At 60.4% G+C, this 25,992-nt stretch carries 28 protein-coding genes and 1 pseudogene; 16 read left to right on the forward strand and 13 right to left on the reverse strand.

Going from position 1 to position 25,992, the window contains the following annotated elements; genetic code table 11:
• Positions 1-201: 201 nt before the first annotated feature.
• The 7 genes and pseudogenes from J4D99_RS22285 to J4D99_RS20330 all read left to right on the forward strand — a co-directional run.
• A pseudogene (locus J4D99_RS22285) lies at positions 202-441 on the forward strand (epoxide hydrolase N-terminal domain-containing protein); the annotation flags it as partial.
• A 49-nt stretch (positions 442-490) separates the two neighbouring features.
• Positions 491-1,345 carry an alpha/beta fold hydrolase gene (locus J4D99_RS21935; RefSeq protein ID WP_309509644.1) on the forward strand — a complete coding sequence of 285 codons (855 nt, stop codon included), beginning with the start codon at positions 491-493 and terminating at the stop codon, positions 1,343-1,345.
• A gap of 230 nt (positions 1,346-1,575) precedes the next feature.
• On the forward strand, positions 1,576-2,031 hold the full coding sequence (locus J4D99_RS20310; protein WP_208133582.1) for an ester cyclase: 456 nt from the start codon (positions 1,576-1,578) through the stop codon (positions 2,029-2,031).
• 31 nt (positions 2,032-2,062) lie between these two features.
• On the forward strand, positions 2,063-2,737 hold the full coding sequence (locus J4D99_RS20315; RefSeq protein WP_208133583.1) for an SDR family NAD(P)-dependent oxidoreductase: 675 nt from the start codon (positions 2,063-2,065) through the stop codon (positions 2,735-2,737).
• Positions 2,738-2,758: 21 nt separating this feature from the next.
• Positions 2,759-3,049 carry a DUF3861 domain-containing protein gene (locus J4D99_RS20320; protein ID WP_208133584.1) on the forward strand — a complete coding sequence of 97 codons (291 nt, stop codon included), beginning with the start codon at positions 2,759-2,761 and terminating at the stop codon, positions 3,047-3,049.
• Positions 3,050-3,164: 115 nt separating this feature from the next.
• A complete protein-coding gene (locus J4D99_RS20325) occupies positions 3,165-4,310 on the forward strand; it encodes a TlpA disulfide reductase family protein (protein ID WP_208133585.1) in 1,146 nt (381 codons plus the stop codon).
• A 303-nt stretch (positions 4,311-4,613) separates the two neighbouring features.
• Complete coding sequence (locus J4D99_RS20330; protein WP_208133586.1) at positions 4,614-5,306, forward strand: GAF domain-containing protein; 693 nt, start codon at positions 4,614-4,616, stop codon at positions 5,304-5,306.
• A 279-nt stretch (positions 5,307-5,585) separates the two neighbouring features.
• Here the strand turns inward: J4D99_RS20330 and J4D99_RS20335 are convergent, their stop codons facing one another.
• The 7 genes from J4D99_RS20335 to J4D99_RS20365 all read right to left on the reverse strand — a co-directional run bounded on the left by J4D99_RS20335 (position 5,586) and on the right by J4D99_RS20365 (position 11,287).
• Positions 5,586-5,756: a hypothetical protein gene (locus J4D99_RS20335; protein ID WP_208133587.1), complete on the reverse strand. Its 171-nt coding sequence runs from the start codon at positions 5,754-5,756 to the stop codon at positions 5,586-5,588.
• A 513-nt stretch (positions 5,757-6,269) separates the two neighbouring features.
• On the reverse strand, positions 6,270-6,686 hold the full coding sequence (locus J4D99_RS20340; protein WP_208133588.1) for an STAS/SEC14 domain-containing protein: 417 nt from the start codon (positions 6,684-6,686) through the stop codon (positions 6,270-6,272).
• A 785-nt stretch (positions 6,687-7,471) separates the two neighbouring features.
• On the reverse strand, positions 7,472-7,654 hold the full coding sequence (locus tag J4D99_RS20345) for a hypothetical protein (protein ID WP_208133589.1): 183 nt from the start codon (positions 7,652-7,654) through the stop codon (positions 7,472-7,474).
• 358 nt (positions 7,655-8,012) lie between these two features.
• The gene (gene ygiD, locus J4D99_RS20350) at positions 8,013-8,858 is read right to left on the reverse strand and encodes a 4,5-DOPA-extradiol-dioxygenase (RefSeq protein WP_309509645.1); all 846 of its coding nucleotides are present in this window, start codon (positions 8,856-8,858) and stop codon (positions 8,013-8,015) included.
• Positions 8,859-9,046: 188 nt separating this feature from the next.
• Positions 9,047-9,418 (reverse strand): nuclear transport factor 2 family protein, encoded by a 372-nt coding sequence (locus tag J4D99_RS20355; protein WP_208133590.1) that lies wholly within the window; start codon positions 9,416-9,418, stop codon positions 9,047-9,049.
• A gap of 137 nt (positions 9,419-9,555) precedes the next feature.
• The gene (locus J4D99_RS20360; RefSeq protein ID WP_208133591.1) at positions 9,556-10,128 is read right to left on the reverse strand and encodes a Crp/Fnr family transcriptional regulator; all 573 of its coding nucleotides are present in this window, start codon (positions 10,126-10,128) and stop codon (positions 9,556-9,558) included.
• 247 nt (positions 10,129-10,375) lie between these two features.
• Positions 10,376-11,287: an ArdC family protein gene (locus J4D99_RS20365; RefSeq protein WP_208133592.1), complete on the reverse strand. Its 912-nt coding sequence runs from the start codon at positions 11,285-11,287 to the stop codon at positions 10,376-10,378.
• A 488-nt stretch (positions 11,288-11,775) separates the two neighbouring features.
• On the opposite strand from J4D99_RS20365, the gene J4D99_RS20370 reads away from it, so the two are divergent.
• The 3 genes from J4D99_RS20370 to J4D99_RS20380 all read left to right on the forward strand — a co-directional run bounded on the left by J4D99_RS20370 (position 11,776) and on the right by J4D99_RS20380 (position 13,999).
• Positions 11,776-12,552 (forward strand): DUF6577 family protein, encoded by a 777-nt coding sequence (locus tag J4D99_RS20370; RefSeq protein ID WP_208133593.1) that lies wholly within the window; start codon positions 11,776-11,778, stop codon positions 12,550-12,552.
• Positions 12,549-13,664 (forward strand): nucleotidyl transferase AbiEii/AbiGii toxin family protein, encoded by a 1,116-nt coding sequence (locus J4D99_RS20375; RefSeq protein ID WP_208133594.1) that lies wholly within the window; start codon positions 12,549-12,551, stop codon positions 13,662-13,664. The genes J4D99_RS20370 and J4D99_RS20375 overlap by 4 nt, the downstream gene beginning before the upstream one ends.
• Before the next feature lie 68 nt (positions 13,665-13,732).
• Entirely contained in the window at positions 13,733-13,999 is a 267-nt protein-coding gene (locus tag J4D99_RS20380) for a hypothetical protein (protein WP_208133595.1), read from the forward strand.
• 41 nt (positions 14,000-14,040) lie between these two features.
• On the opposite strand, the gene J4D99_RS22060 is transcribed toward J4D99_RS20380, so the two are convergent.
• The 3 genes from J4D99_RS22060 to J4D99_RS20390 all read right to left on the reverse strand — a co-directional run bounded on the left by J4D99_RS22060 (position 14,041) and on the right by J4D99_RS20390 (position 16,883).
• On the reverse strand, positions 14,041-14,175 hold the full coding sequence (locus J4D99_RS22060; protein ID WP_255555168.1) for a hypothetical protein: 135 nt from the start codon (positions 14,173-14,175) through the stop codon (positions 14,041-14,043).
• Positions 14,156-14,569 (reverse strand): hypothetical protein, encoded by a 414-nt coding sequence (locus J4D99_RS20385; protein ID WP_208133596.1) that lies wholly within the window; start codon positions 14,567-14,569, stop codon positions 14,156-14,158. The genes J4D99_RS22060 and J4D99_RS20385 overlap by 20 nt, the downstream gene beginning before the upstream one ends.
• 103 nt (positions 14,570-14,672) lie before the next feature.
• Positions 14,673-16,883 carry a DUF3945 domain-containing protein gene (locus J4D99_RS20390; RefSeq protein ID WP_208133597.1) on the reverse strand — a complete coding sequence of 737 codons (2,211 nt, stop codon included), beginning with the start codon at positions 16,881-16,883 and terminating at the stop codon, positions 14,673-14,675.
• Positions 16,884-17,125: 242 nt separating this feature from the next.
• Here J4D99_RS20390 and J4D99_RS20395 point away from each other — a divergent pair, with 242 nt between their 5' ends.
• The 3 genes from J4D99_RS20395 to J4D99_RS20405 are packed head-to-tail and all read left to right on the forward strand — an operon-like array spanning position 17,126 to position 18,361.
• The gene (locus J4D99_RS20395; RefSeq protein ID WP_208133598.1) at positions 17,126-17,503 is read left to right on the forward strand and encodes an ArsR/SmtB family transcription factor; all 378 of its coding nucleotides are present in this window, start codon (positions 17,126-17,128) and stop codon (positions 17,501-17,503) included.
• On the forward strand, positions 17,500-18,120 hold the full coding sequence (gene merTP, locus J4D99_RS20400; RefSeq protein ID WP_208133599.1) for a mercuric transport protein MerTP: 621 nt from the start codon (positions 17,500-17,502) through the stop codon (positions 18,118-18,120). Before J4D99_RS20395 ends, merTP begins: the two co-directional genes overlap by 4 nt.
• Before the next feature lie 7 nt (positions 18,121-18,127).
• A complete protein-coding gene (locus J4D99_RS20405) occupies positions 18,128-18,361 on the forward strand; it encodes a GDCCVxC domain-containing (seleno)protein (RefSeq protein WP_208133600.1) in 234 nt (77 codons plus the stop codon).
• 11 nt (positions 18,362-18,372) lie between these two features.
• Here J4D99_RS20405 and mobC read toward each other — a convergent pair whose 3' ends face one another.
• From mobC to J4D99_RS20420, 3 genes are all read right to left on the reverse strand, one after another.
• Positions 18,373-20,382, reverse strand: coding sequence for a conjugal transfer protein MobC (gene mobC / locus J4D99_RS20410; protein WP_208133601.1), 2,010 nt, complete (start codon positions 20,380-20,382; stop codon positions 18,373-18,375).
• A gap of 585 nt (positions 20,383-20,967) precedes the next feature.
• Positions 20,968-21,390, reverse strand: a complete 423-nt coding sequence (locus J4D99_RS20415) for a relaxase/mobilization nuclease domain-containing protein (RefSeq protein ID WP_208133602.1) — start codon at positions 21,388-21,390, stop codon at positions 20,968-20,970.
• Positions 21,387-21,710, reverse strand: a complete 324-nt coding sequence (locus J4D99_RS20420) for a plasmid mobilization protein (RefSeq protein ID WP_208133603.1) — start codon at positions 21,708-21,710, stop codon at positions 21,387-21,389. The genes J4D99_RS20415 and J4D99_RS20420 overlap by 4 nt, the downstream gene beginning before the upstream one ends.
• Positions 21,711-22,406: 696 nt before the next feature.
• On the opposite strand from J4D99_RS20420, the gene J4D99_RS20425 reads away from it, so the two are divergent.
• From J4D99_RS20425 to J4D99_RS22290, 3 genes are all read left to right on the forward strand, one after another.
• Complete coding sequence (locus tag J4D99_RS20425) at positions 22,407-23,192, forward strand: ParA family protein (RefSeq protein WP_169533839.1); 786 nt, start codon at positions 22,407-22,409, stop codon at positions 23,190-23,192.
• A gap of 62 nt (positions 23,193-23,254) precedes the next feature.
• Complete coding sequence (locus J4D99_RS22100; protein WP_208133604.1) at positions 23,255-23,956, forward strand: hypothetical protein; 702 nt, start codon at positions 23,255-23,257, stop codon at positions 23,954-23,956.
• Positions 23,957-24,385: 429 nt separating this feature from the next.
• Positions 24,386-25,987, forward strand: a complete 1,602-nt coding sequence (locus J4D99_RS22290) for a sensor histidine kinase (protein ID WP_208133605.1) — start codon at positions 24,386-24,388, stop codon at positions 25,985-25,987.
• Positions 25,988-25,992: the final 5 nt, after the last annotated feature.

Genomic DNA, 25,992 nt, shown 5'->3' on the forward strand with positions numbered 1-25,992 from the left:
CCGAGGGCTCACGCGAGCGGCTTACCCGGGATCGCTTCCTGCTCAGTGGCGGGCAGCTACCGCGTAGCCTCGCAAGCTGGCAGGCTCTTTCTTAAATGTAATATGCTTGAGAATCAGATAACCAGGCGCGAGGCCGTAAAGCAAAGTGGCCTGCTCTTCGCCGGCGTCCTCACGCTTACCCCCCTTCTCAGCCCTGCAAGTATGCCCGCTTCCCGTGACCCATCCGCCCCGGTCCTGCCGTTCGTGGCGCACGCCCCCGACGCCATCCTGCGTAACCTCAAAGCCCGCCTCGCCCACACGCGCTGGCCCGCCGCGCTGGCCGGGACGGGCTGGAAGTACGGCACCAACCGGGAGTTTTTGCAGGAGCTCGTGGCTTACTGGGCCCGTGACTTCGACTGGCGCCGGGTAGAAGCGGAGAGCAACGCCTACCCCAACTTTACGACGAAAATTGAAGGCCTCCGCATCCATTTCGTGCATGTGAAAGGCCAGGGTGCCGCTGCTGCTCACCCACGGCTGGGCCGGCTCCTTTTTGGAGCTGCTCCAGCTTATTCCCCTGCTCACGGCGGCCGGACCGGTTTCCTTCGACGTGGTGATTCCTTCCCTGGTAGGGTTTGGCTATTCGGCGGCGAGCCCGGCCCCGGGCTGCACCTCGGCGGTAGTGGCAGAGTTGTGGCACCAGTTGATGCAGCGGCTGGGCTACCCGCGCTACGGGGCCCAGGGCGGGGATGTGGGGGCGGGCGTCAGCATCTGGCTTGCGCTCAAGTACCCGGCCAGCGTCATCGGGCTGCACCTCAACTTTATTTCCGGCTCTTATCAACCCTCCCTGCCGCCCGGCGAAGAGCTAACCCCGGAGGTGCGAGCCTTTCAGCAGACCGTGGCGGACTGGTCGGCCCGCGAGGGTGCGTACGGGGCCCTGCACGGCACCAAGCCCCTGACGGCCACCTACGGGCTGAACGACTCGCCCGTGGGGCTGTGCGCCTGGATAGTCGAAAAATTCTACTCCTGGAGTGATAGGCGCCCCGACGGCCGCCTGCCATTCACGAAGGACGAGCTGCTGGCCAACGTGACCCTTTACTGGATTACGCAAACCATTTATTCGTCCATGGCCATCTACAAGGAAAATGGCCGGCAGCCGCTGGTTTTCGGCAAGGACGACTACGTGCGGGTGCCGGTCGCGTTTGCTAAGTTCCCGAAAGAGCTGCCAACCCCGCCGCGGGCCTACGTGGAGAAGGGATTCAATGTGCAGCGCTGGACGCTGATGCCCGCCGGCGGCCACTTCGCCGCCCTGGAACAGCCCGAGCTGCTGGCCGCCGATATCAAGGCTTTTTTTGCGACGCTCCTTTAAGGTGACCCCGAGGTGTCACCAGCCTGCTTGGCAGGAATAGTCGCTGCGGCAGGCAGCAAGCGGGGCTGGGTGCCTGGCACTGGCGGGGAGGGGTTAGCAGTAGCTTCGTCAAATACTTAAAAACCAACCAAAACCCCTTAAAACCTCACCACAGCCGCCCTGGTGGGGGGCGGACCTTTGTCCGGCTGAATAAAAGGAAAAAGTCAGCCATCACCCCCCCAGTTACTAACATGACGACACCCACTGAATTGCCCGAACCAGCTACTGCCCTGACGAGCCAGGAACGACAGGCCATCGAATTATTTTACGGCGCCTGGAAGCGCCAGCAGCCCGAATTGCTGGACGAGGTGTGCGCCCCCGACTGGCAGGATATTCCCCTGGGCCCGGGGCAGGTACCGGGTCCCGAGGGACTAAAGAACATCCTTCGCCAGTTCGTCAGCCTACTGCCCGACGTGGAAATCAACATCCACGAAATCTTCGGCACCCACGAGCGGGCCGGCGTACGGGCCGAAATCGCCTTCACGCACCAGCACGACATCATGGGTATCCCGGCCTCAGGCCGGCGCGTTGCTATCGCCCTGCACGAGTTCCACTACCTCAAAGACGGGAAGCTGACCCATACCTGGCACCTCGAAGACTGGTACAGCCTGCTCCAGCAAAGCAGCGCGGCGCTGGTCCAAGGCTGAGCAAACCCTCTTTTTACCGCAAGCAAGTATCATGACTGTACCATTTAAAACTGCCGTGGTCACCGGCATCAGCAGCGGCATCGGCCAGGCCCTAACCCAGAAGCTCCTGGTCGAAGGCTACCAGGTCATCGGCACTACCCGGTCGGGTACGGTGCCCGGCCTGGCCCACCCCCGGCTCCACGTCATTGCCCTGGAAGCAACTGACGAAGCTAGCATCGCGCAGGCTGTTGCCCGCATTGCCACGCTCACCAAGGGCGTGGACCTGTTGGTAAACAACGCCGGCGCGGCCCCCGACGTGTTTGCAATCACGCCCGAGCGCACTGCCTTCACCCAAACCCTGGCCACCAACATCACGGGCCCCGTGTTCTTCACCGAGCCCCTGCTGCCGCAGCTCAACGAGGGGGCACAGGTCGTCTTCATCTCCAGCAACATGGGGCTGCCCCGCAACGCGGCACCCAACGGGCCGGGATACCGCCTCTCCAAAGCCGCCATCAACATGTACGCGGCCATGCTGGCCACACGCCTGGCCGAGCGCCGCATTCAGGTGATGCCCATGCATCCCGGCTGGGTGCAAACCAAGCTGGGCGGCGACCAGGCCCCGCTGACGCCGGCGCAGGCCGCCGAGGGCATCTACCAGGGCCTCGTGACGAATCCCGGCAGCGGCCTGTTCTGGAACGCTGCTGCTGGGGCCGCCGAAGCGTTTTAAGCGCTCTTACCCCCTAACGCTATGGCAAAACGTGCCAACCGGTACCGGGTGACGGTCGAGCTGCTCACGCTGGCCAGCGGGCTGGCAGCCACCGCCAGCCCGCTGCAGCTGGAGGTGGACAACCACGATGAAATCCTCGGCATTGTGCGCCGCCTGCAGGAAAAAAACCCGTTTAACGATCCGCAGCAGGCTGCCGCCTTGGCCGTCGGGCTGAAGCTGTTCAGCGAGGTAATGTTGCAAAACCGCCGCCACCCCGTGTTTGAAGAGTTGCTGCCCGCCTTTTGGGTATTCATGGAAAAGCTGAAAAAATAGCTGCCTTTAGACCCCAGACCCGGCGAATCCAACCGCCCGCGAGCAGCGGGCGATTGGATTCGCCGGGTCACTTACCTGCCCACCTCATTAGCCCGAGCACCATACCCCTCTATTCATGAAAAAAATAGGCCTAGTAGTACTCACCCTGTTGCCGGCTGTAGCCCTGGCGCAGTCGACGGATTTCCGGATAATGGGTCAAATCGGCCATGTTTCTTCGCCCGCCAAGGTCTATCTGGAGTACCGCCAGGCCGGGCGGGAAATTGTGGACTCCGCAACCATCCGCAACGGCTTCTTTGAGTTCCGCGGAAAGATTAAGGCCATCACACCGGCTACTTTGCGGCTGGATAAGGCGGGTACCTCCCTGCAAAAGGCTAGCGACCGGCAGTCGTTTTTTATGGAGCCTGGCGTCATTCACCTAGCCAATGACGCAGATTCGCTTGGAACAGCCACCATCGGGGGTACCCCAACTAACCGGGAAAATGCGGCCTATAATCAGGCCCTCAAGCCGGTGGCGGCGGCGCGGGCCGCCATTGCCGCCCGGACCCTGGCCGCGACCCCAGCCCAGCGAGAATCGACCGCTTTTAAGAAAGAGCTCGATGCGCTGAACCAGCAGGTGGTAGCGCGGGCCATCCGCATCAGAAAAGAATTTATCCAGGCGCACCCGGTCTCCTTTCTCAATTTAACGCTTATTACGCAGCTGGCTTATTACACTGATTACGCAGAGGTAGCTCCCATTTTCAACGCTTTACCACCCGCCCTGCGGGCGAGTGAAGACGGCAAAGTCCTGGGAGCGCAGATTGCCAGCATGAAGCACGTGGCGCTGGGAAGCGTGGCCACCGATTTTGCGCTGACCGATACCAGCGGCGCGGTGGTGCGGCTGTCCTCGTTGAGGGGTCGGTACGTGCTGCTGGATTTCTGGGGCGCGTCCTTTAGCGCCAGTCGCCAGGAAAACCAGCGCCTGGTTCAGCTTTTTGCCCGGTTCAAAAATCAGCGCTTTACTATTTTAAGCATCTCGGTGGAAGAGCCCACGGCCCGGGCACAATGGCTGGCCGCCATTCGCGCCGATAACTTAACCTGGCCCCAGGTCGCGGATATTAACCACACTGACAACGCCGTCGCCGATTTGTACGGGGTGAAGGGACTGCCCCTTAATTTTCTACTGGACCCGAATGGCAGGGTCATTGCCCGGAATCTGCACGGCGATGCGCTGGAAGCCAAGTTGATGCACCTCTTGCTGCCTGCTGAAAAACGAGAAAACTAAGTAATGGCTACTGTCGGAGTTCCCGCAGGCTAGCAATCGTGGCCGTTACGTACAAGTGGCAGTGGAGTCGTATTAACGAGTAGAATTAAGAAGTTTGGCTTTGAAGCAGCTCCAAAAGGATTCGGCATGGGCGTTAACTGGCCTCCTGCGTTAGGTTCCCCCTCCAAGATGGGCGCGCACCAGCGTGCTGAAGCGCGCTTGGCATTTAGTAGGATGAACCAGTGAACTAACGGGTGCTTGGCCGTCAGAACAGGAATCGCTGCGGTACGTTTGCACTACGCACTGCCCGTCGCCACTTGATTCATGTTCACCACTCCTGCTTCTTTGCTGCCCGCCGATGAGCCCGAACTACTGCGCAGTTTGCGCGCCTACGACGTATTGCCGCTGCTCATCGAGCCGGTATTCGAGGAGTTCGTGGCCCTCACCGCGCAAGTCTTTAGCCTGCCCATTTCCCTGATTGCCGTAGTCGAGGAAGAGCAAGTGCTTTACCCTGCCAACCGAGGCCTGCCTGCCCATAAGCGCCAGCGCCGCGTGGAAGCCTTATGCTCCTCAGCTATTCAAAAAGCTCACGCCGTGGTTTACCACGACCTGCTGCTGGAAACCAGCAGCACGCTTACCCCCGAAGCCATCCACGCGGCTGAAAGAAACGAGCTGCGCTTTTACGCCGGGGCACTCCTGCGCCTGCCCGACCAGCAGCCCTTGGGCACGCTCTGCATTATCGACCGCCAGCCTCGTCCGTTCAGCGCGGAGGAGCAGCAAGTGCTCGACCACTTGGCGGCACTAGTCAGTCAAGCCCTCGCCGTACGCCTCACCCACGCTGAACAGTGGGAGCAGCTGCACGCCTTGCTCAAAGGGGAGTTGCGGGAGCTTACGGCCCTGGTGCGCTACCTCTTTACCCGGTACGGCATCCAAATCCCCGTGCCGGGAGACCTGCTGGCTCAAGTGGAACGCCGCCTGCTTGACCTGCACAGCCTGCTTAGCGACCAGTTCTCATAAGGGACTGCCAAACCTTTTGCTTTTTCGCCTATGCAGCGCTTCCGGCTTCAGTAGTGCGCTCGGCATCTACCGTAAGCGTTCTTTCAGGTCTTAGCTAAATCTCTGGTACTGCTGCTCGGGGTTCTTCTTCCGCTGGGGCTGGAGCATCGGGAAGGTAGACGCGCACCGTGTGACCACTACCCAGTAGCAGGTAATGACGCATTTGTGGGAGCGAGTATCCAATTGAAATAAAATTGGCAAGGACGAAACCCGCCGCTTTGAGTCCCGGTTGGGAACTGGCTACAGGCTTTTACGTCCCCATAAGTTCGTGAGCTGGGCTTCGGCCTGCGTGTAGCGCCGCTGTAAGGCGGCGTACTTGCGCAGCAAGATCTGATGGCGCCGGTGAGACAGCACGGCCAATAAGCTGGATTTCAGCGCGAGTAGACTCAATATACCATTCAGCCAGGTCATGATACGAAAGCTAAAGTGGAAGCTTGTAGCCAAGTAAAGCCGGCAAATGGCTGGGGCAAAAGTCTGAACTTTTTCGCTGAGCCTGGGGTACAAGGCGCAACCGCTACTCACTTTCTACGCTGCCGCCTCTAATGGGTTTGTGTGTCTTATTTGGCTTACTGGGCGTCTGCCTGGCTTTCTACCGCGAAGGGGTCTGGACTCCCTACTCGACCCAGGACATCGCCCGCTGGCAGGCGCAGACGAAGCCGTTGACGCCCAGCCAGCCCATCGCCGAGCTTCCCGCAGATGCGCTACCGCAGAAGAATGATGCGGGATACTTGTTGCGCCCACAGCGGCCTGCTCCCCCAGTCGAGGTAAAGCAGTTGGAACGTGTTGCTTAAAACCCGTGGTGGCCAAAGGCTCCCGCCTGGCTCGAACGAGCCAGGCGGCTAAACGCCCGGCACTGCATCGGTCGGCAGACAACGCAGGAATTGACCGAAGGAGGTGCGCTACTTCCCGCTTCTTTCGACCAGTTTATGTGTTTTCGAGCCACTGCCGCGCTTCGCTTTCCTGCTGGAAATACCGGAACTCGAGTGGGTGATGCGCTACCCCCTCCCCCACGGCCCGCGCCGCGAGGTGCCCCTCCGCTTGGGTACTTTCCACAATGGCGCAATGGCTGTACGCACATTCAGCTATAGCCTGCGGAACCCACTGCTCGATTATCCACTTCTGTTCCGCTGGCGACAAGGGTTGACGAGCTATCTGGTTGGTGAGTAGCTTGCAGGTGCCGTGATGTCGGAGCGCCTGCAGGGTGTGCGAGTAGAGGGACTGTAATTCAGCCGGCGTTAACAAGGCATCCGTCCAGTTCAGCACTACAAATCCCGCAGGGTCGTAGAGGATACTGCCCAGAGGGTTTCGGTAGTAGAACAATGCAGCAGAAGGTATAGACAAGGTAGAAGTAGGTGCACGGGCAGTTGCATTAAACTGAACCCGATGGTAAAAGTTTCCCACTGAGGCATTCGCTACGCAAAGCGCGGTCTAGCGCCTCTCTTCAACGCTAGCTTTCCCTCACTAGCTACTTCTGGGAGTTGTTAAACAACTAGAGAAAAACCTCCGAATCGGAAGTCAGGCAGGTTGAATGCTGCCAATAAGGTATAAATACGCCGGAAGAGGGGCCGTTCTTATCACGAAACTTTTGCCCAAACGCTTAGTTCACCACTAAAAATCAGTCGTCGAACGTTATCCTTTTCCCGTAGCTGAGTTACTACCTGGGTGCTGATGACTGTGCCAATTCCTGTTGATAGGCCCAGTCCTCGGGGGAGAGGATGGCTTGTAGGAACGCATCATACCCCAGGTCGCGGCGTTCGAGCGCGGCCGCCGCCGCGGCACGCTGTGCTTGCTCGCTTCGAAGCCCTCGCGTTCCATGGCTAGCCGCATCTTCTCGGGTAAGCCTGCGAGCCAATGATGAAAATCATTCTCCGCCACCTCGCCCTCAGCCTGCTGCTGGTAGCGGTAGCTGGCGTTGCCTAACCGAAACAGCAGGGGCGCGCTCGGCCCGGAGTGCTTCCGGCAGCGCCGCCAGAAAGTCTAGTTGCAACTGGTGGTACTTATCCAGGGGATGTCGAGGGTGCAGTAGCTCCTCCATGCCGTAAAAGAACGACAAGGGGCTGGTAGCAGCGAGGGGCCAATCAGGAACTAGCAGAACCGAATTCCTTAGCGGAGTTTTCTGCTCCACCCTAATAAGCACCCCGCCCGCGAAATTGGTCAGCGTACCCTGCAACGCCAGCCCCACCGCCAGCCCCGCCCAGCACGGCCACGAACGAAGTGGTTTCAACCCCCACCAGGTCGGCCACCGAAACCAGCAGCAGTCCCTTCAGCACGAGGTTGACTAGGCTGCGCAGAAAAGAACTCCGCAACACATCAAGGTGGGCCGTAGCCCACTAGCTGGCTGGCGCGGCCAATCAGCCACCACCCACTGACCAGGGCTGGGACCGCCATTAGCACACGGGGCAGGTAAAACACGGCCAGGATCTGCAGGTGTTGAGCGTAGGTGGTTAGCTGGTTTATTGGGGAAAACGGGCGCACACTAGGACAGTAACGGAAAACAACGTAGAGCGAGTTGGTCGACCAAAATGGGTTGACCTGAATTCCGGGCGGGGCAGCGCGCAAAACGACCGCTTTACTAGGAACACTAGAGGTGGGGTAGATAGGCTTTGACAAGCGCAGCAGGGCCGCGTAGTTGGATAGCCGCTTACCCGAATTTGACCGAGGTCATGGTCAGCGAGCCGGCCACGACTTTGTCGTTGAACAGCAGAGGCGCTTCGTTTTTAGCTTGTAGCGCCAGGGCGTAGAGCAGCGGGAAGTAATGATCCAGCGACGGTACAGCGAGCGTGGCGGCCGATCCAGCGACGGTACAGCGAGCGTGGCGGCCGGGCCTAGGCGCTCGTAGTGAATTAGCGCCTGGTGGTCACCGGACAGAATTTTGTGCTTGAATACGTCGTTCATCTCCAGGGCCCAGTCGTGGCCGTAGGCCCCGTTGGGATTGCCATTCGGTGGCAGTGCCAGCAGGCGCAGGTTGTGCACCATGTTGCCCGAGCCGATGACGAGCACGCCTTTTTTGCGCAGCCCGGCCAGTTGCTGACCCAGGGCGTAGTGCCACGCGGCGGGCTGCGTGTAGTCCAGGCTTACTTGCAGCACGGGGATAGTGGCTTGCGGGTACATCTGCCGGACGACGCTCCAGGTGCCGTGGTCTAAGCCCCAGTCGTGGTCGAGGCCCACGGGGGCGGGGGCCAGCGCCGCCTGCAGCTCGCGGGCCAGCTCGGGCGCTCCGGGGGCCGGGTACTGTACGTCGAACAACGCTCGTGGGAAGCCCCCGAAGTCGTGGATGGTGCGGGGCCAGTTCATGGCCGTGACATAGGTGCCGCGCGTGAGCCAATGCGCCGAGACGCACAGCACGGCTTTCGGGGTCGGGATTTCCTGGCCTAGGCGGCGCCAGCGCTCGGAAAACTCGTTGTCCTCGATGGCGTTCATTGGCGAACCGTGCCCGATGAAGAGCACGGGCATCGGCACGTCCTGTTCGGGCAGGCTATCGGCCAGGTTTTTGAGGGCAGGAAGGGTCAGCATGGCAACGGGAAGGGATGGAGTTTGTAGAAAATTCGACGAGCGCCGACGAGTCAACAGAGACGGTTTCTGGCTTGATTCCGGCTAGGCAGGCAGGGGCCTTCCCAAGAAAGCCCGTTGCCAACGGCAACGGGCTTCCAAGCGACCGGCAGGTCAGGCAGCGGCGCTGGCTGGAGGGCTCGTGCGGTCGACTACTCAATCGGGAACATGGCCGTTTTGGCGGCCGTCTGCTCGCGCGGCACCTCTTCCTGCATCACGTCCCAGTGCTCGACCAGCTTGCCGTCTTTCACCCGGAAGTAGTCGGCGGCCAGCATGGGCTTGGGACCCCAACCGGTGTAGCGGCCGTGGATAACCACAAACTCACCGTCTTCCAGTACCAGCCCCGGCTCGTACTTGAAGTCGGACCCCAAGCCGGCGACAATGTTTCGTACCGCTTCGTGCCCGCTGGCGATGTGGGGATTGTGCTGGATGTACTCGGTGCCCCAGTACTTTTCGATGGCCGACAGGTCGCGGTTGGCGAACAGGGCCGTCATGGCGGTTTTCACTAGTTCTTTGTTGCTCATGGCAGTTGGGTTATGGAGGTGTGGGAGATTGACGGTGCAAAGCTTCACGCTTCCCCCTTCCCAACTGATTCGCCTAGGCCAAGAAATTGCGCAATAATCCCGTCCGGCTATTGCGCGGTTGGTAGCCGCATCACCGGCTACGCTCTGCTTCTGATTCGGCTCAGCGAAGAGGGCAGAATTCCCAGATAGGAGGCAATCAGGTACTGCGGCACCCGCTGCAACAAATCCGGCTGGGTTTCCATCAGGTGGACGTAGCGCTGTTCCGCATCGGTAGAATACGCATCCGACAAGCGAATCAGCGTATTGACGTAGGAGGTCTGGAAATTCAAGCGGAAAAATGTTCCCATGGCGGGAAACTGCTGGCACACCAGGTTGAAATCGCGTTTAGTGATTTCCCAGAGCTCGCATTTCTCCAGGGCCTGGATGGAAAACAGCGCCGGGGAGCCCGAAAAAAAGCTACACAGGTCCGCCATCCAGTAGTGCTCTTTTGCAAACTGAATCACCTGCCGCTCGCCGTCAACCAGCGTTTTGAAGGAAAACAACAGCCCTTTCTCGACAAAGAACATCTTGTCGTTCTTCTCGCTTTCCACCGTCAGCAGCGCCTGGCGTGGGATGGCACGGGGAGTAAAACGGGCGGCAATCACCTCAAAATCAGCCGCAATCAGGCCAATTTTAGCCTCAATATTCTGGTACAGAGAAGCTGCATTCATGTTAACTGAGCGTTGCCCTGAGGGTTTCCTTCCTTCTGGTACGCGGCATTGCTAGCGCACCGCTGCAGGTGGAAGGGGCCGGCTACTGATTGACCCCGTCAACCGTGACCTTAACACGGCAAAGTAGGGCCTTGTTGAAAAAGGTTTTGTACCTCTTTAGCAATTGCCGTTTTTGCAATTGCCATTTCATTTTGTTGCCCGCCTACCCCCCACCCGACAGAATAGCTCCGGCGGGCGGGGGTTGGCCTTACTGCGGCGTAGCTTCGGCGCCGGAGGCTTCCTCCGCTTCGTAGCTGGGCACGATGCCCAGGATGTGGTTGGCGGCTTTCTGGCCCTGACTGGCCGCCGAGATAATCAGCTGCTTGTCGTTGCGCAGGGCTTGCAGCCAGTTGGCGATATAGCTGGCGCTGCTGGGCTCGGTGCGGGTCAGGTCCAGCCCGGCCGCATTGCTCAGGAATGAGGCTCCCAGCTCAGCCACCAGTTCTTCTTTGGCGTAGGTTTCGCTGCCAAACGCGGCCACCTCGGTGAGCGTGGCCCGGTCGAGCCGCTTGGCGTGGCCGGTGGAGTGGGTCAGCTCGTGAAACAGGGTATGGTAATAATCTTCGGCCGTGTGGAAGTCGCTGGCCGCGGGCATGGTCACCGTGTCGGTACTAGTCCGGTACAGGGCTTCGCTGCCGTTGTGCAGCACGCGGGGGCCGCCCACGTAGCCAGCCAGCACCTGCTCGGCGGCCTGCTCGGGCGTGTGCTCGCGGCTGGGGAGTTCGGGAAATTTCCACGCTACCCCGTCAATCTGCGCCACGTTGAAAACGGTTGAATACTTCAAAAAGGCCTTTTTCTGCTCTTTTCCGGTGTCGTCGTCCTTCTTGGTCACGGTGAAGAAAACAACTGGCATGCCTTTCTCGCCCCGGCGCACCTGTCCGCCCAGCTCTTTGGCTTGGTTGTACGTGAGGAAGTACGGCTGCTCAACCTCCAGCATCCCCAGCAACAGGGCATTGATGCCCTGATAAGCGTGCTTGCTACGGTAGTTGCGGGGCGCGCCGTGGGCCGCGTTCCACGGCTTTTTCCACGGGGTCACGCCGTTTTCCAGCGCCAGGATAATGCGGTTGGTAATGATTTCGTAAACGTCGGTACGGGGAGCGGAAGAAGTGACGGCTTTCATGACGTAATAAGCTGACTTGTCGCGTTCTACTTATACTATTTAAACGCAAAATTCAGTATTAATGTTTCAATAATTTATAAATTAAAATGTCAATTATTGCGCTTTATGCCGCTGGGCTTGGCATGGATTCTGATTTTTTCCCTCTTGTTCTTTATTCGCTCTTTCAGGCATTATCGGCCCACTGCTCGTTGCAGCCGCTATTGATTCGTCGCCCGGCTTTTTCCTCTGGCTCGCGCAAGGGATGGGTGGGGTGTAGTCCGCAGGACCGCAGGCGCAGTTGGAGCCTCGCACAGCCCGGCCCGGATGGGTTCACCCAACTACCCTTCGGGTAAAGTCGTCACATCATCGCTCACCACGGTCATAGCGCTGGATTTGTCACTTCTGGCAACTATTCAAGCTGTCGCATTCCGGGCAGCCACCTTCCGCTAGGATTAATCGCATCTTGAAAGATATGCCACCAATCAACATTTATTGGCGTATCTTGCATCATGCATTCGTCTGACGAGCATTTCCTGGCAACCGTAGAGGCCCAGCTTCACAATTGGTTTGGCAACCAGCCCGTGCTTTCACGCAAGGAATTGCTGGCGCGGGTGGCTACGCTGAACCCAACGCTTAAGCAGGCCACCTTCGACGTATACCTGCATCGGCTAACCCAGCGCAACCAACTAATTCACGCGGGCCGGGGCGTGTACGCGCTGCCGGATGGAGCCCTCGTGGCCGACTTCACTCCGCTGGTACCGCCGGAGCTGACGAGCCTGTGGCGGGCGGTTGCTACCGAGCTATTCCTACGCAGTGGCTGCGTGTGGACCACCCAGTGGCTGAACGACTTCACCACTCACCAACTGATGCGGACGATGCAGCTGGTAGAAGTGGAGCCCGAAGCACTGCAATCAACTTTCTACGCCCTGAAAGACCGCTTGGGGGCGCGCGTGTTTCTGCAACCCGATGCCCGCGTGCTGGAGCTGTACGTGGCCGAAACCCCTGATGCCGTGCTGGTGCTGCCGCTGGTGAGCCGCGCCCCCGTGCAGCACGTGGCCGATACGCCCGTGCCGCGCCTGGAGAAGCTGCTGGTGGACCTGCTCAGCGACCCCACGGTATTCGCGGCTTACCAGGGCGAGGAACTGCGCACCATTTACCGCACGGCCGCCCGCCAGTACCGGATCGATGGCCGCACCCTGTTTTCCTACGCCAGGCGGCGGGGCAAAGCGCCCGCCCTACGCGAGCTGCTGCTGGCCGTGGGCCTTTCTTCGCTGCTTCCCGCATGATTACGACGACCTCTTTTACCCGCGAGTGGATGATGGACCACTGCCAGCAGCGTCCCGGCCTGGACCCTTCCATTCTGGAGAAGATGATTCTGGCCCTCACCCTGGTCGAGCGGTTGGTTGAGACCAGGCTACCCTTCACGTTTAAGGGGGGCACCTGCCTGGTGCTCGTGCTGGGCCAGGCCCGGCGCTTTTCCGTGGACGTGGATTTGGTTACCCAGGCCGAGCTGGCGGCTATTGAGGCGGCCCTGACGCAGGTTTGCGCGCAGCCGCCGTTTCGCTCGTTTGCGTACGACGCCACCCGCAGCCACAAGGATGATGTGCCGCGGGGCCACTACTACGTGTTCTACGACTCGGCCCTGGACCAGCAGCTGCTGGCCGAGCACCCGCAGCGGTCCATCGCCATCGATTTGCTGTTTGAAGAGCACAACTACCCGCAGGTACTGCAAGTGCCGGTGGTCTCCCCCTTCCTGCACCAAGCGGGCGAACCCCTACGCGTTGCGGCCCCGAGCGTTGAATCCATCGCCGGCGACAAGCTCACGGCCTTTGCCCCGCGCACCACCGGCATTCTCTACGGCAAGGGGAAGGAGTTGGAAATCATCAAGCAGCTCTTCGACGTGGGCGTACTCTTTGACCAGGTGCAGGACGTGGCCACCGTGGCCGAGTCGTTTGCTGCCACCGTGGCCAAGGAGCTGCGCTACCGCCACCTGTCCGAAACCAGCGCGGCGGATGTGCTGGCAGATTCCCTGCAAACGGCCCGGCTGCTGGCCCAGATGAAACTCAACCGGGCCCCGGCCAAGGAGCTGGCCCCGGCCGAGCTGCGCCGCGGCATTGCCGGCTTCCGCAACTTCGTTATCGACGGGGCGTTCCGCGAAGACCAGGCCGTGGCCGCCGCCGCCCGCGTGGCTTATCTCACGGCCCGATTGCTCACCCAGGACTATTCCCCCTTGCCTCGGCCAGTGCCCGGCACTGACCCGCGCACCTTCTTTGTGCCGCATCCCGACTTTAACTACCTCAACAAGCTGCGCTCGGTGCCGGGAGACGCGCTGTTCTACTGGCACCACACGGTGGCCCTGCTCGAAGCGCACGGACACCTGGCGTGGCTAGCGATGTAGAATGCTGCGTAGGCTTTGCTTATGCTACTGGGCATGGTCGCTCAGCCCACTCACAATCCTCCTCCCTTATGCCCACTGCTAAGATTGACCTTGTGCTAACACCGGAAGGCCGCCATCTGACCTTCTCAAAAGAGCTACTCGAAGTGGCCCACATCTTCCGCCGGGTGGGCGGTGAGGCTGGCCCCTGGCAGCGGGTGGCGGTGAATACCCGCTCGCCTTATCTGGACGCCGACGTTTTCGCGCCGGGAACTAAGCTGGAATATTACGTGCAGCACGAAACCCAGCAGGGCGACCCGGAAGCCCGCAGCCACGTAGTCAGCACCACGCTGTCTTAAGCAGCTTTCCGACGACTGCCCAACCCTATTAGCGTCTGCACTCAGGCCTTCATTAGCCGCCGCACAAAGGTGAAAGAGTCATGGGTTTCGAAGTCATCATCGAATAACAGCAGCCCAGCCATGTGCTCCGGGATGAGCGTGCGCAGCCATGCATCGTCAGCAGCTGCGAGCGACAAAGCATTTTTTTAGACGAAGTGTATCGAAGAAGGCGGTGTTTATCGCCAATAAGGTTGACCCTTCCAGTTCATTGACAACCCCATTTCCGAACTTATCCAGAATCTTTGCTTTGATTCTATCCGCGAAGAGGGTGTCATCCTGGCTTAGGTCAAAGTAGCCTTCGACCTTCATGTCTTTGTTGGGCATGTAGACTTCGTAGTGAACAACCGCGCCGTTGCTGTCGGTCGCGGTTAAGTCAACATCTTTCACGGTACCAGTATCTGCGCGCCTGAATTTTGTCTCAAACTTCACTTCCTGGACGCTGGCCGCTAATTGATACGCAAGGGAAAGCTCGCTTAAGGTTGGCAGCTCCACCTGCTCCTTAATCTTCTGGAAGGTGAGTTCGTGTTCCATGGTAAAACAGATTAGTTTGAAGGATGGAAGGCAGAAAAAAGAAGCCCGGAAGTAGGCTTCCGGGCTTGTAGGGTGAGAAATGGAGGTTTTGAGGGAGGCCCGGCTAGTGGCGGGGACCCCGGGTTTTCACCTGGGGCACTTCGACCTTCACGGGGGCCGGGGTCACGGTCTGGGTGGTGCCTTTCACCGTCTGCTCGGCCCGTGGGGCCTGGCGCTGGCCCAGCTCGTGGGCGGCCGGTTTCACCTCGATGCAGGCCTTGGCGGCATTCACCTGCACGGTGCCGTCGAACTTCTGTCCGCCGTTTCCGCTGGCCATGTTGGCCAGCGCCACCACCTTGCCTTCGCGCAGGTCATGACTCTGCTCGGGGGTGAGCTTAACGCCGGCCACGGTGTCGTGCAGGGTCACTTTGTTTTCGGGCAGCACCACGACCTGGTTCATGGCCTTGTCCACGGCTACGTAGCCGTTGAACTCGCGGCCCTGCTCGTCTTTGAGGCCCCGAATCAGGCCGGCGTTGCCCTCGGTTTCGAGCCGCTGGCGCTGCTCGGGCGTAAAGGGCTGCCCGCCAATTTCGTTGGGAATGACCAGCTTTTCCTGGGGCAATTCCATTTTGAGCGTAGCGGTCCCGTCGGCCTCGCGGTGAAGCACCATCTTGCCCTCGAACTTCACGGGCTCCTGCCCCTCCTTGCCCGCTACCTGCAGAGGTAACAAGTCGGTTTTCTCGCCGCTGAGCAGCTTTTGCAGCTGCCCGCCGCTCATTAACTTAGCCAGATTCAGCCCAAGGGAGGCCAGCACTTTCTGCGGCACTTCATCGGCCTTGAATAGGGCCGCCGGCGGGGCCGGCACCGCGACGGTCTGACGGGCAGCCTTCACGCCGGGCTCAGCAGCCACGGCCGGTGCCTTGGCATCCGGGACCGGCGGGCCGGGCGCGAGTTCCGGCTGGGCCGCCCCGGCGTGCCGGGTGAGGCGGGCCTGCAAATCCTGGCGGGTTTTCTCATAGTCGACTTCCAGATTCTGGCGGGTCTTCGGGCCGCCGTTCAGGTGGGCGTAGAAGTTTTTCAGAAACGCCGACGCGGGGTTGCCGCTGGTGTCGATGTCAAAAATGCTCTTGCCGTCGCGGATAACCTGCTCGGTGGTTTTGCCCTGTTGCTGGGCCAGCTGCTGCACCCGCTGCTCGGCTGCGGCCTGCTGCACCTGCTCCGGAGCGGTGAGGGCGTGCTTGGGCACGGCCGAGAGCTGGGCACTGAGCGCGTCCCACTGCTTCACCCCGAAGGCCTCGCGGACCTGCTTGCTGCGCTGCGGCTCGTAGTCGTCATCGTAGCCCACTTCCTGCCGGCGGGCGGCGGCCTGCTCGGGTTTCTCCAGCACAGCCACGCCGTTCCCCACTTGCCGAAAGCCTTGCAGAGCCGCTTCCAGCTGGCCCAGTTTGTGCGACTCGGGGTCGTAGCTCACCGCGAAGCCGCCATTGAGCTTACCGGCCGGGTCGCGCTCCAGCTGCAAAGCGCCCACCGCCACGCCGGCTTCCTTGAGCTGGTCAAGATAGGCCCGCATTTCCAGCAGCGGGGCCACCTCGTCGCCCTTCTGCTGCCAGGTAATGCGCAGTTCCCCGACCGGCTCCGCGCCGGCCGCGGCATCCGCGGCCGGCGTAGGACCCACGGACGTTTGCTCGCTGCCTGGCCCCTCTCCTACCGGCTGTTGCCGCTCCGACGCGGCGGGTCCTGCTGCTACTTCCGCCCGGGCTTCGTCGCGTAACGCATCCGCGTAAGTGGCCCGGCTTTCGTCAGGGCCTTGCTGCGCGCGGTTGGCTACCCCTTCCAGTTCGGCTTCCGCCGCCGTGCGAACGGTGCCGGTGGTGGTGGCCACCTCGCCGGCCAGCTCCTCGGCCCGCGTTGTTAATTCGGCTTGCTGGGCAGCCTGTGGGGACGTCTGACCAAATACCTGCAACCGCTGCTCCGGTTCGGTGGCGCTGTAGCCTACGCGGTCCTGTTCGGTGATTTTCCAGTTATCGCCCACCTTTTCCAGCAGCGTGGGCTTTTCCACCGTGAGAAACTTATCCTCCCGGCCGGGGAGCCGGTTGGTGGTAAAGGCCCGCATCAGGGCGTGGTCGAAGGCATTCAGCAATTGGCCATCCGCACCGGGCGCCGGCAGCAGGGCCGCCTGGTTGGGATTAGCAGGATTAATCTGAATCTCATAGAGGGAATGCCCGGCGGGCTGCCGCTGTAGGCCCTTGCCGCTGAGGTTGCCGTTGGAAGTCGGCACCGCACTCAGGTACCAGCGCTCCGGCGTGGGGGTATTCACTTCATCTTGCTCAGCCATAGGAGGAATGGGTAGGTGAATAAAAGCTGCCCTTCCGGCCGGCGCAGGCGCGGCCGGCCCGGAATTCGACGCTGCAAACCTACCGGCCCCCACCAGGCCCTGGGGAGAAAGTTGACGAGTGGTCTGAATTGGGTCACCAGGTGCCGGCACACCACACGAACGGCAGAATGGCTCGGCGAAAACTTCGCTTATTTTAGAACTTGCTTAAACACGCAAGTACTACCTTTGCGAAAAGTGTTTTTATGGAGACCACCGCCTGCATCCGGGTTTTTGCCGATGCTGACTACATCCGGCAATGCCAGGCGCGCCTGGCATTGGCGAGGCCGTCCCTTGAGGCCACGGCCACCATCCTGGCACTGGCGGGCAACGAGGTGCGCCTCAAGCTGCTGTATTTGCTGGCGGCTGAGCAGCAGCTGTGCGTGTGCGACATCGCCGACGTGCTCGGCATGACAGTATCGGCCGTTTCGCAGCACCTGCGCAAACTCAAGGACGGCGGCGTGGTCACGAACCGCAAAGTCGGCCAAACAGTTTTCTACGCGCTTAGCGAACTGCACCTGCCCTTGTTGCGCCCGCTGTTAACCGGTCACGCCGCCACCCCAACGCTTCAGCCAGCCCCATGAATACGCCTGCCTCACCCAGTAAGCCGCTGCTCGGCGCGGGGCTACTCACCGCCCTGGCCGCCTCCCTGTGCTGCATCACGCCCCTGCTGGCCCTGGTCGGGGGGCTGGGTGCCTCCGCTTCGGCACTTTCCTGGCTCGAACACTTTCGGTCCTACCTGGTGGCGCTCACGCTAGGCGTGCTGGGCTTCGCGTGGTACCAGAAACTCAAGCCGGCCCCGGCCACTGATGACTGCGGCTGCGCGGTAGATGCAAAGCCATCATTTACCCAAACCAAGCTGTTTTTAAGTATCGTCACCGTGCTAGCGGTACTGCTGCTGGCTTTCCCCTACTACGGGGCGCGCCTGTACCCGGCCTCGCCCACAGCGGCGGCTGTCACGGCAGCAAGCGGGGTCACGCCGGCATGGCAGTTGGCCACCTACCGCATCGGGGGCATGACCTGCGAGGCCTGCGCCCAGCACGTTGAGCACGCGGTGCAGCAGCTGCCGGGCGTGCAGGCCGTCTCCGTGTCGTATGCGCAGGGCACCGCGCACGTGCGTTTCAACGCGCACAAAACCCCGTCCGCGCAGGTGGAACAAGCCATTAACGGCACCGGCTACCAGATTATAACCCGCAACTAATTACCGGATGCCTGCTCCTACGCTCAAAATCCCGCAGCTTACTTCCATGCTCACCTGCCCGGTCTGCGCGCACCAGCAAACCGAGCAGATGCCCACCGATGCCTGCCAATACTTTTACGAGTGTCCGGGCTGTCACACCGTACTCAAACCCCTGGCCGGCGACTGCTGCTTGTACTGCTCCTACGGCACGGTGCCCTGCCCGCCCATCCAACAGCAGGGACCTGGCAGCTGCTGCAGCTAGCCGCCGCCCCGTCACTTCTCGGCTTTCTCTTTGATGAGGTGCCGCAGCGTCGGGTCCTGCCCGATGCGCAGCAGCTCGCGGGCGCACAGCTCTTTCACGTCGGTTTTGATGCGATTGAAGTTGGCCTTAATCATCTCTTCGGCTTCGTCCTTGCCCGTGGCCGGGTTGATGAAGCTGGTAATGTCGGGAATCGGCTGGTAGTCCTTGGCCTCGGCGGTCACGGCCTTCACATCCACCTGAATGCGGGCGTGAAACACCTTCTGGTCGATTTCCTCGCCGAAGTTGTCGGCTACGGCCCCCACGAAGTTGCCCTGGGTGAGGTTGGCAATAGTGCTGGCCGGAATCATGCTGTCCATCTGGGTGGACAGGCTGGTGCTGGTTTCGCGCATGTTGATGCTCAGACTCTGGCGCTGCTGCAGAATCTTGCCGAAACGCTCGCTCAGCCACTTGCCGCTGTTGCCCGATACCTGCCCGCTGAACACGTTGCCCACCGTGTTTTTGATGACCTCGGCCTCCTTTTGGCCGTAGTCGCGCTCCAGCTGCGAGAAGTCCTGGAAGCCCAGGCAGGTGCTCACCTTGTTGCTGCGCGCCGTGGCAATCAGGTTGTCGAGCCCCTTGAAGTAGATGGTGGGCAGCTCGTCGATGATGATGGAGGACTTCCGCTTGCCCTTCTGGTTCACCAGCTTCACCAGCCGGGCATTATAAAGACCCAGAGCCGCTCCGTAGATGGCCTGCCGCTCGGGGTTATTGCCCACGCACAACACCTTGGGCTCCTCGTTGCTGTTGATGTCGAGCGTGAAATCGTTGCCCGACATTACCCAGTACAGCTGCGGCGACGCCAGCCGGCCCAGCGGAATCCGGGCGCTGGCAATCTGGCCCTCCAACTGCTCAATGGCATCCTTCTGAAACGCCGAGACGAAGGGCTTGACCAGGTTCTCAATCTCGGGGTAGGAAGCCAGCACGGGGAATATTTCCTCGTAGTCGCGGCTCAGAAACTCGATGACGTGCGGAAAGGTGCAGTACTTGCCCTTTTCAAACAGCTTCAGAAACCAGATGATGGCCGCCACGAAGTTGATGGGCGATTCCACAAAAAAGTCGCCCTGCTTCTGAATCCAGCTCTTGTTGAGGTTGAGCATGATGGTCGAGGCCGACTCGTAGGCATCCACGATGTCGGTCATCAGCTCCGGGAGCAGCGGGTTGCAGCGGTGGCTTTTGCGCGGGTTATCGAAGTTGATGACGTAGAAGCCCACCGGCTTGTCAAACTTGTCCTGGTGGCGCAGCAGCGTGTTGTAGCAGATGCGGCTCAAATCGTCAAACTTATAGTCGTAGATGTACATGCAGAAGCCCTTGGCCAGGTGCTGCCGGATGAACTCATTGATGATGGCAAATGACTTGCCCGAGCCCGGCGTGCCCAGCACCATCGTAGCCCGGAAAGGATTCACGACGTTCAGCCAGCCCTGGTGCTGTTTGCCCCGTAGCTGGTATTCAGTGCGCAGGTTCACCGAATACTCGTTCTCCATCAGCCGCTCCTCTTGCGGGAAGCTCTCGTTGGCCTTGTTGAAGATGTCCTTCATCAGATCATTGTTAAATAACCTACTCAGCCAGGCCCCGGCGCTCAGCAGCAGCAGAAAGCCCGCCGACAGCAGCCCGGCATAGAGCACCGTCGTCAGCCCGGCCCCCAGCGAGAAGCCGCGCACCACGTCCGAGCCATAAATCAGCGCCAGCCCGATAGCGGCGTAGCCCGCCACCGAAGTTCCTTTGAGCTTGTCATTGGCCCGGCCGCGCGTGCCCAGGCAGCTCAGCAGTAGAAAGACCACGGCCAGCGTCTTACTTACCCAGCTCGCCTTAAACAGGAAGGTATTCTTGGTAAAGCTCTCCAGAATATGTCCGACCACGGCCGGTGTCCAGCCCATGCTTTTGAAGTAGCCGAAGCAGTAATAGTAGATGTTGATGCCCAGCAGCACAATGGCAAACAGGCGCATAAACTCCATGATTTTCCGCAGTCCTTTCTCATCTTCCATTGCTTGAAACGCTTGGTGAATCAAGCAACTTACTCCCGCCGGGACTGCGCCAAGTGGATTATTTGACGAGCGGTCCAAAGTCAGCGGTGAGGTGCACGCCGGGCACACGAATGAACCTTCCCACCCGTCCGGCCGCTACCGGGCGGGCCCCTTCCGGCGGGGACGCTTCGTGGGCTCGGGCGGACTGGGCTTTGGCAATGCGACTGGCGTGTCCACGCCCGGCGTCCGCTCAACTTCCGGCCCTAATGCCGCCTGCAGCCTGGGCGCGTTCAGGGCTCCGCGCAGCTGCGCCCCTTTGTAGCCCACTTCCTGCCCCCGGACCGCCACGCCGTTCAACTCAAAGCTCACGCCTCGCAGGACGCCGCCCTTATCGTGAGTATACCGGACTCCAATCAGCTCTTTTTGCAATTGCAAAGTCAGCCACTCCTCCCCTCCCCTATCGACTTGAGCCAGCAAGTGCTGCAACGCCCGACTCACCTGCTCCCGCGCTGCTTCCTTGGTGGGGTCCAGTGCCCGCAGGCTACGCCGCCGCTCGGGAATAGGGTCCATGCCCAGCTCCTGGCTTATCTGCCGGGTGATAGCCGGCTACCGGTAGAAGTTATTATCCGTCCGCAATGCCGGCCCCCCATCAATTGGCACCCGATTCAGGTAGATGTGCACGTGCGCGTGCTTCTTATCCCGGTGCTCATAAACCACCACCTGGTGCCAGTCAATGGGCGCGCCAATCAGCTCACAATACCGCTGGGCGGCGGCCACTTTTTGCGCCTGGCTGACCACCTCCCCCGCCTTCCACGAGAGCACCGTGTGCCACACCGGCTTCTGAATCTTTTTACTATGCGCCGCCACGGCCCGCATGTCCTGTGCCATCTCCCTGGGAGTGCCCGGAATCAGATTAGCCACGACCAAAAGCGGGGCCTCCCCCGGCTCCTTGCCCCGGCCCTGACGCTGCCCCGCGCCGTAGGTCAGCGCCCCCTCAAAATCATTACCCGTAGTGGTCTTAGCAATCATACCAAGTACCCTCTGATAATGGCCAGCGCCTGTACTAACTGCGCTTCGTGGCTGCTAAAAGACTTACCCGCCTGCGCCAGTCGTGCTATCTGATTCAGGTTGGTGCCAATGCCCACCAGCTGTCGCCGCAGCTCCGGCGGGATACTTTCTTTGACCTCCACCCCCCGGCCCACATCACGCAAATAAGCCGATACTTTTTTGTAACCAGCCGCCGAAGCTTTTGCCTGCAACTCCTTTTTCTCGTCTGGGCTCACCCGCACGTCAATGCGTAAAGTACGGGCGGCGTCAACGGCAGTTTCCGCTTGTTTCTCTGGCTCCATGTTGGTTCTGGGGACGTTGGCTTAACCAACTTTACTAAAACTACTTTAAAAGTACGAATCGCTAAATACTATACGCTAAACTAGCAAGCCAAGCCATGTGAGCCCGCGAACTTGGCGGTGTCATTGACTTGGGCAAACGAAGTTTGTCCGGACAATGACATGGCTTGCTAGACGATGAACGAGCTGGTGGTACGAGGGCGTTGCACGGTGCTAGGACTAAGTTAGGATTAATTATTTATGCCACAATACAACTTTGAAACTTTGCAACTTTACACCCGACAACTTCACAAATAATATAACCGGGGCTTTGGACAACCAAGCAGGCAAATAAGCCACACTACACCATTGCAACTTTGCCACTATACAACATGCTACCGGGTTAAAGTAAACACAAGTTATTTCATGGCTGATTGCACCAATTCACCAAAACAACATTGCAACTTTACCACAAAACGAAGTGGAAAACTTTTGCCATAAAGTTGCTTTGCAACAACGCAACTTATTACCTTCGCCACAGTACAACTAAACAACAGTGCCACACATAAACTTTGGTGCTTTGCAACTTTGCAATGATGAAACTTATGTGCTTTGTGGCAAGACAACTTTGTGGCGTTGCACCATTGCCCTTAAGTTGTGAAGCCACAACGCCACTTTGCAACTAGCAATTCAACGTCTTCAAACCCTCTGGCCCTTCGCATGAATCAACCCCACGTACTCGCATTTGCCACCCAGAAGGGGGGCGCTGGTAAATCTACCATCGGCACGCACATGGCCTCGGCGCTGTGCTACTACTATGGCTACAAGGTGGCCATGGTGGACTGCGACTACCCGCAGAACTCCCTGCACGCCTACCGCCTCGAAGAGCAGAACCGGCTGCAGTCGGAAGCGCCGTTTCAGGCCCGCCTGCTGAAGCAGGGCATCCCGCCGTATCCGGTCATCATTTCCAGCGTGGAGAAGGCCGTGAGCTCTATCGAAGGGTTGTTTGAGCAGGACTACGATTTCATTCTGGTGGATACGCCCGGCACGGTGAATGTGGTGGGCCTCCCGGAGCTGCTTCGGCTGGTGGATTACATCTTCCTGCCAATTGAGCCGGACAAGGGCTCAATTGCCTCCACCATGTCCTACATGGGCATTCTGGGCCAGTTTGTGCAGGCCCGCGACGAAGATTCCAACCTGCTGGGCTTCTACGCCTTCTGGAACAAGTTTGTAAAGTCCGAGAAGAAGGGTATTTATGACAAGACGGAGGAGCTTTTTCAGGAGAAAGGCTTACCCTTGCTCAAGAGCCGGGTGGAGCTGCTGATGACCTACAAGGAAAACCGCTCCACGATGTTTCCGCTGCCGGAGCGCGACCTCAACCGCCTCGGCCTGGGTCAGCTCATCCTGGAAATCCTGACCCTCGTGGTAGGGGAGGGGGCCGTCACGCCCTCGGGTAAAACCATTGCGTTTACGGCCCCGGCCGTCGAGTCAGCCCCTGGCGCGTAGCCTCACAGCTCATCCGCCGCTGCTTTTCCTCTAAAATTTCAAGCCTGCATCCTCTCTTCATCATGGCCAAAGCCTCCATCAAGAAACCCAAACTCACCCCGGAAGAACAAATGGCTGAGCTGGCCCGCCTGACGGGCTCCGTCGCGGCCATCAGCCACATGGGGACCAGCCAACCTTTCGTGCTGCCAACCCCAACCCCGGGTCCGGAGCCTACGCCCACGCCGGCGGCTTCGGCCCCGGACCCGGCCCCAGTGCCCGTCGAAGCCGCGCCCCCGGTGCCAGCAGCAAAAACGGAACCGTCCGTGCCGGTCACACCCGTGGCCGCCACGGAGCCCGCGCCTCCGTCAGCTGCTGCTCCCAAGCCTACAACCAGCGCAGCCCCAGTAGAACCAAAGGGAGAAACAGCACCGCCCGTGGTGGCACCGGCACCGCCGGCCACTCCGGCGGCTGAGTTATCCGTTGAGGATGACCAGGAAGAAGAGGAGCTGGAAGCTGCGCCGACGCCAGCGGCCACGGGGGATGGTAAGGACAAGCTGGACCTAACCTCCCTTTTTGCGGATTCGGCGGAGAAAAAGACTTTTCAGATTCGCATCACGGCCAGCCACCAGCAGTTTTTCCAGCAGATGGGCCTGCTGCTGGGTGGGGGAGCCTCCTCGACCGATGTTATTCACAATATACTCGCCAAGTTTAAGGCGGCGAACGAGGCCCAGATTCAGAAAGCATTTCAACGGCAGCTGCGCCAGATGATGTCGCCTAAAAAGTAGGCTTACCCGTTAGGTGCACTTCCACCGGCCCGTCTATCGGTGGGCCACCGGATTTCCTTTCGCTCTTTCAACCTATCCCGTTCGCTACCTGCCCGCTGGGCAGGGTAGGGGAGGGGCCCTATTTTCTCTCAGTAATGCCTAGCAGCACTTCTATTCCCTGCCCAACCGTAGCGTCGAAGCGACGTGGCGGCCGGTAAGCGTTTGACCGTTCTGGCCCTACTGTTGGCCAGTACGATAGCCAGCGCGACCACTTTGCCGGTAGAGATGGCTCTGTCAGCCGACAGCGCAAAAGTTGACTCGCTGCGTAGAGTGGTTCAGCGGCGGCAACTACCGGACATAGCCCGCTATCAAGCACTACGGGCGCTGAGCGATGCCCTATTCACCCAGGCCAGCCCGGACGCCCGCCCAGTAGGGGAACAGGCGGTGGCGGTGGCCACTCGTCGGCGCGACTGGCCAGGCGCCTCCGAGACGCTCTATCAGCTGCTGGTCCAATGCGAGCGGCAAAGTGATTACGTCGCGGCTACTGCCTACTGCCAGCAGGGCCTGGAACTCACCAAGGCCCATGCGCTACCCGACCAGTGGCGCTTCACGCAGTGTCTGGGAGTGCTCGCCGTGGACACCAAGGACGCGGCCGCCGGGTTGCGGTGGCTGCGGGTGGCTTACCACCAGCAGGGCCGGGCCACCCAGGTCAAACCCAAGGAGCGCGGCGGCCTGCTGCTGAATTTGGCCACTGCCTTTTCGGTCCTGCAGCAGTACGACTCCGTGCTGTACTATGCGGCGCGGGCCTTGCCCCCGATGCAGCAGGCCGGTGACGCCCGGGGGCAGGGGAGCGTGTACCAGTTTAAAGGGGAAGCCTACGCCCTGCTGCAGCCGCAGACCCCCACCCGACTCGATTCAGCAGCTGCGAATATGCGACGGGCCTTGCAGCTTTTCCGGCGCCACCAGTTCGTGTCCCCAGCTACTGCCTCCGCGCTCGCACTTTCCCGCACCTACCGGCAAATGGGCCGACCGGTCGCCTCCCAGCAAGCAGCCGAGCTGGCCCTTCGGCTAGCCCAGCAAACCCCGATGCCCGAGTACCAGGCCGAAGCCCTGGCCTGCCTGGCCTGGGCCCAGGCCGACCAGGGCCACGCGGCGCGCTCCTTTGCCTTAGATAATCAGGCGCAGGACCTGCGGGATTCGCTCTTCAGTCACGACAAGGCGCAGGCCCTGGCCCAGCTGCAGGTGCGCTACGACGTGAAGCTGCTGACTGAGCAGAAGCGGGCCGCCGAGTTCGAGCAGCGCAGCCAGCGGGCGCAGCTGCACTCGCTGTGGCTGCTGCTGGGCGGGCTGACGACGACCATCGGGGTAGGGGCGTGGCTGTACTGGCGGCTGCGGCGGCAGAAAGCGCTGCTGGCCGTGGCCAACCAGGCCAACTGCCGGGCCGTGGCCGAGAAGGAAGTGCTGTTGCAGGAAATTCACCACCGGGTGAAAAACAACCTGCAGCTGGTGAGCGGCCTGCTGGGCTGGCAGGCCAGCACCCTGCCCGAGCCCGCCCTGGTGGCGGCGTTGAGTGCCAGCCGGGACAGAATTCAGAACATGGCCATGGTACACGAATTCTTATATCAAGCCGACAACCTGGCTGAAGTACGCATGGACCAGTACCTGCGCAAACTGCTTGATTCTCTGAAAGTCGCCCTTGATACAAGCGAGCAAAACATCGAACTGAGCATGGACCTGGCCCCGGTAATCATGAGTCCCAAAGAGGCCAGTACGCTGGGCTTGGTGGTCAACGAAATAGTGACCAATGCGTACAAGCACGCTTTTCAGGGCCTTGCCCAGGGCCACCTGCACGTTTCCTTCGCCAGCCGCCCCATGGGCTTTCAGCTCGTCATCGCCGATGACGGGGCCGGCATGCCGGCCGAGGACGCGCCGGCGAAGGCCCACTCGCTGGGCATGCAGCTGGTCCGCACGCTCACCAAACAGCTGAAAGCGAAGCTGTCGGTCACCCGTTCCTGTCCCACGGGCACGCACTTGGAGGTCACTCGTGCATGAGGAGC

The sequence above is a fragment of the Hymenobacter sp. BT559 genome, assembly GCF_017571525.1.
Taxonomy (GTDB): Bacteria; Bacteroidota; Bacteroidia; order Cytophagales; family Hymenobacteraceae; genus Hymenobacter; species Hymenobacter ginsengisoli.

Bases quoted from the DNA above. Each gene is read 5' to 3' on its own strand.
- J4D99_RS20355 (WP_208133590.1), bottom strand. From the start codon at position 9,418: ATGAGCAACAAAGAACTAGTGAAAACCGCCATGACGGCCCTGTTCGCC.
- J4D99_RS20415 (WP_208133602.1), bottom strand. From the start codon at position 21,390: ATGATTGCTAAGACCACTACGGGTAATGATTTTGAGGGGGCGCTGACC.
- J4D99_RS20310 (WP_208133582.1), top strand. From the start codon at position 1,576: ATGACGACACCCACTGAATTGCCCGAACCAGCTACTGCCCTGACGAGC.
- J4D99_RS20390 (WP_208133597.1), bottom strand. From the start codon at position 16,883: ATGGCTGAGCAAGATGAAGTGAATACCCCCACGCCGGAGCGCTGGTAC.
- J4D99_RS20405 (WP_208133600.1), top strand. From the start codon at position 18,128: ATGCCTGCTCCTACGCTCAAAATCCCGCAGCTTACTTCCATGCTCACC.
- J4D99_RS20360 (WP_208133591.1), bottom strand. From the start codon at position 10,128: ATGAATGCAGCTTCTCTGTACCAGAATATTGAGGCTAAAATTGGCCTG.
- J4D99_RS20325 (WP_208133585.1), top strand. From the start codon at position 3,165: ATGAAAAAAATAGGCCTAGTAGTACTCACCCTGTTGCCGGCTGTAGCC.
- J4D99_RS20315 (WP_208133583.1), top strand. From the start codon at position 2,063: ATGACTGTACCATTTAAAACTGCCGTGGTCACCGGCATCAGCAGCGGC.
- merTP (WP_208133599.1), top strand. From the start codon at position 17,500: ATGAATACGCCTGCCTCACCCAGTAAGCCGCTGCTCGGCGCGGGGCTA.
- J4D99_RS20425 (WP_169533839.1), top strand. From the start codon at position 22,407: ATGAATCAACCCCACGTACTCGCATTTGCCACCCAGAAGGGGGGCGCT.
- J4D99_RS20420 (WP_208133603.1), bottom strand. From the start codon at position 21,710: ATGGAGCCAGAGAAACAAGCGGAAACTGCCGTTGACGCCGCCCGTACT.
- J4D99_RS20375 (WP_208133594.1), top strand. From the start codon at position 12,549: ATGATTACGACGACCTCTTTTACCCGCGAGTGGATGATGGACCACTGC.
- J4D99_RS20335 (WP_208133587.1), bottom strand. From the start codon at position 5,756: ATGACCTGGCTGAATGGTATATTGAGTCTACTCGCGCTGAAATCCAGC.
- J4D99_RS20370 (WP_208133593.1), top strand. From the start codon at position 11,776: ATGCATTCGTCTGACGAGCATTTCCTGGCAACCGTAGAGGCCCAGCTT.
- J4D99_RS20385 (WP_208133596.1), bottom strand. From the start codon at position 14,569: ATGGAACACGAACTCACCTTCCAGAAGATTAAGGAGCAGGTGGAGCTG.
- J4D99_RS22100 (WP_208133604.1), top strand. From the start codon at position 23,255: ATGGCCAAAGCCTCCATCAAGAAACCCAAACTCACCCCGGAAGAACAA.
- mobC (WP_208133601.1), bottom strand. From the start codon at position 20,382: ATGGAAGATGAGAAAGGACTGCGGAAAATCATGGAGTTTATGCGCCTG.
- J4D99_RS20365 (WP_208133592.1), bottom strand. From the start codon at position 11,287: ATGAAAGCCGTCACTTCTTCCGCTCCCCGTACCGACGTTTACGAAATC.
- J4D99_RS20330 (WP_208133586.1), top strand. From the start codon at position 4,614: ATGTTCACCACTCCTGCTTCTTTGCTGCCCGCCGATGAGCCCGAACTA.
- J4D99_RS20395 (WP_208133598.1), top strand. From the start codon at position 17,126: ATGGAGACCACCGCCTGCATCCGGGTTTTTGCCGATGCTGACTACATC.
- J4D99_RS20320 (WP_208133584.1), top strand. From the start codon at position 2,759: ATGGCAAAACGTGCCAACCGGTACCGGGTGACGGTCGAGCTGCTCACG.
- J4D99_RS20380 (WP_208133595.1), top strand. From the start codon at position 13,733: ATGCCCACTGCTAAGATTGACCTTGTGCTAACACCGGAAGGCCGCCAT.
- ygiD (WP_309509645.1), bottom strand. From the start codon at position 8,858: ATGCTGACCCTTCCTGCCCTCAAAAACCTGGCCGATAGCCTGCCCGAA.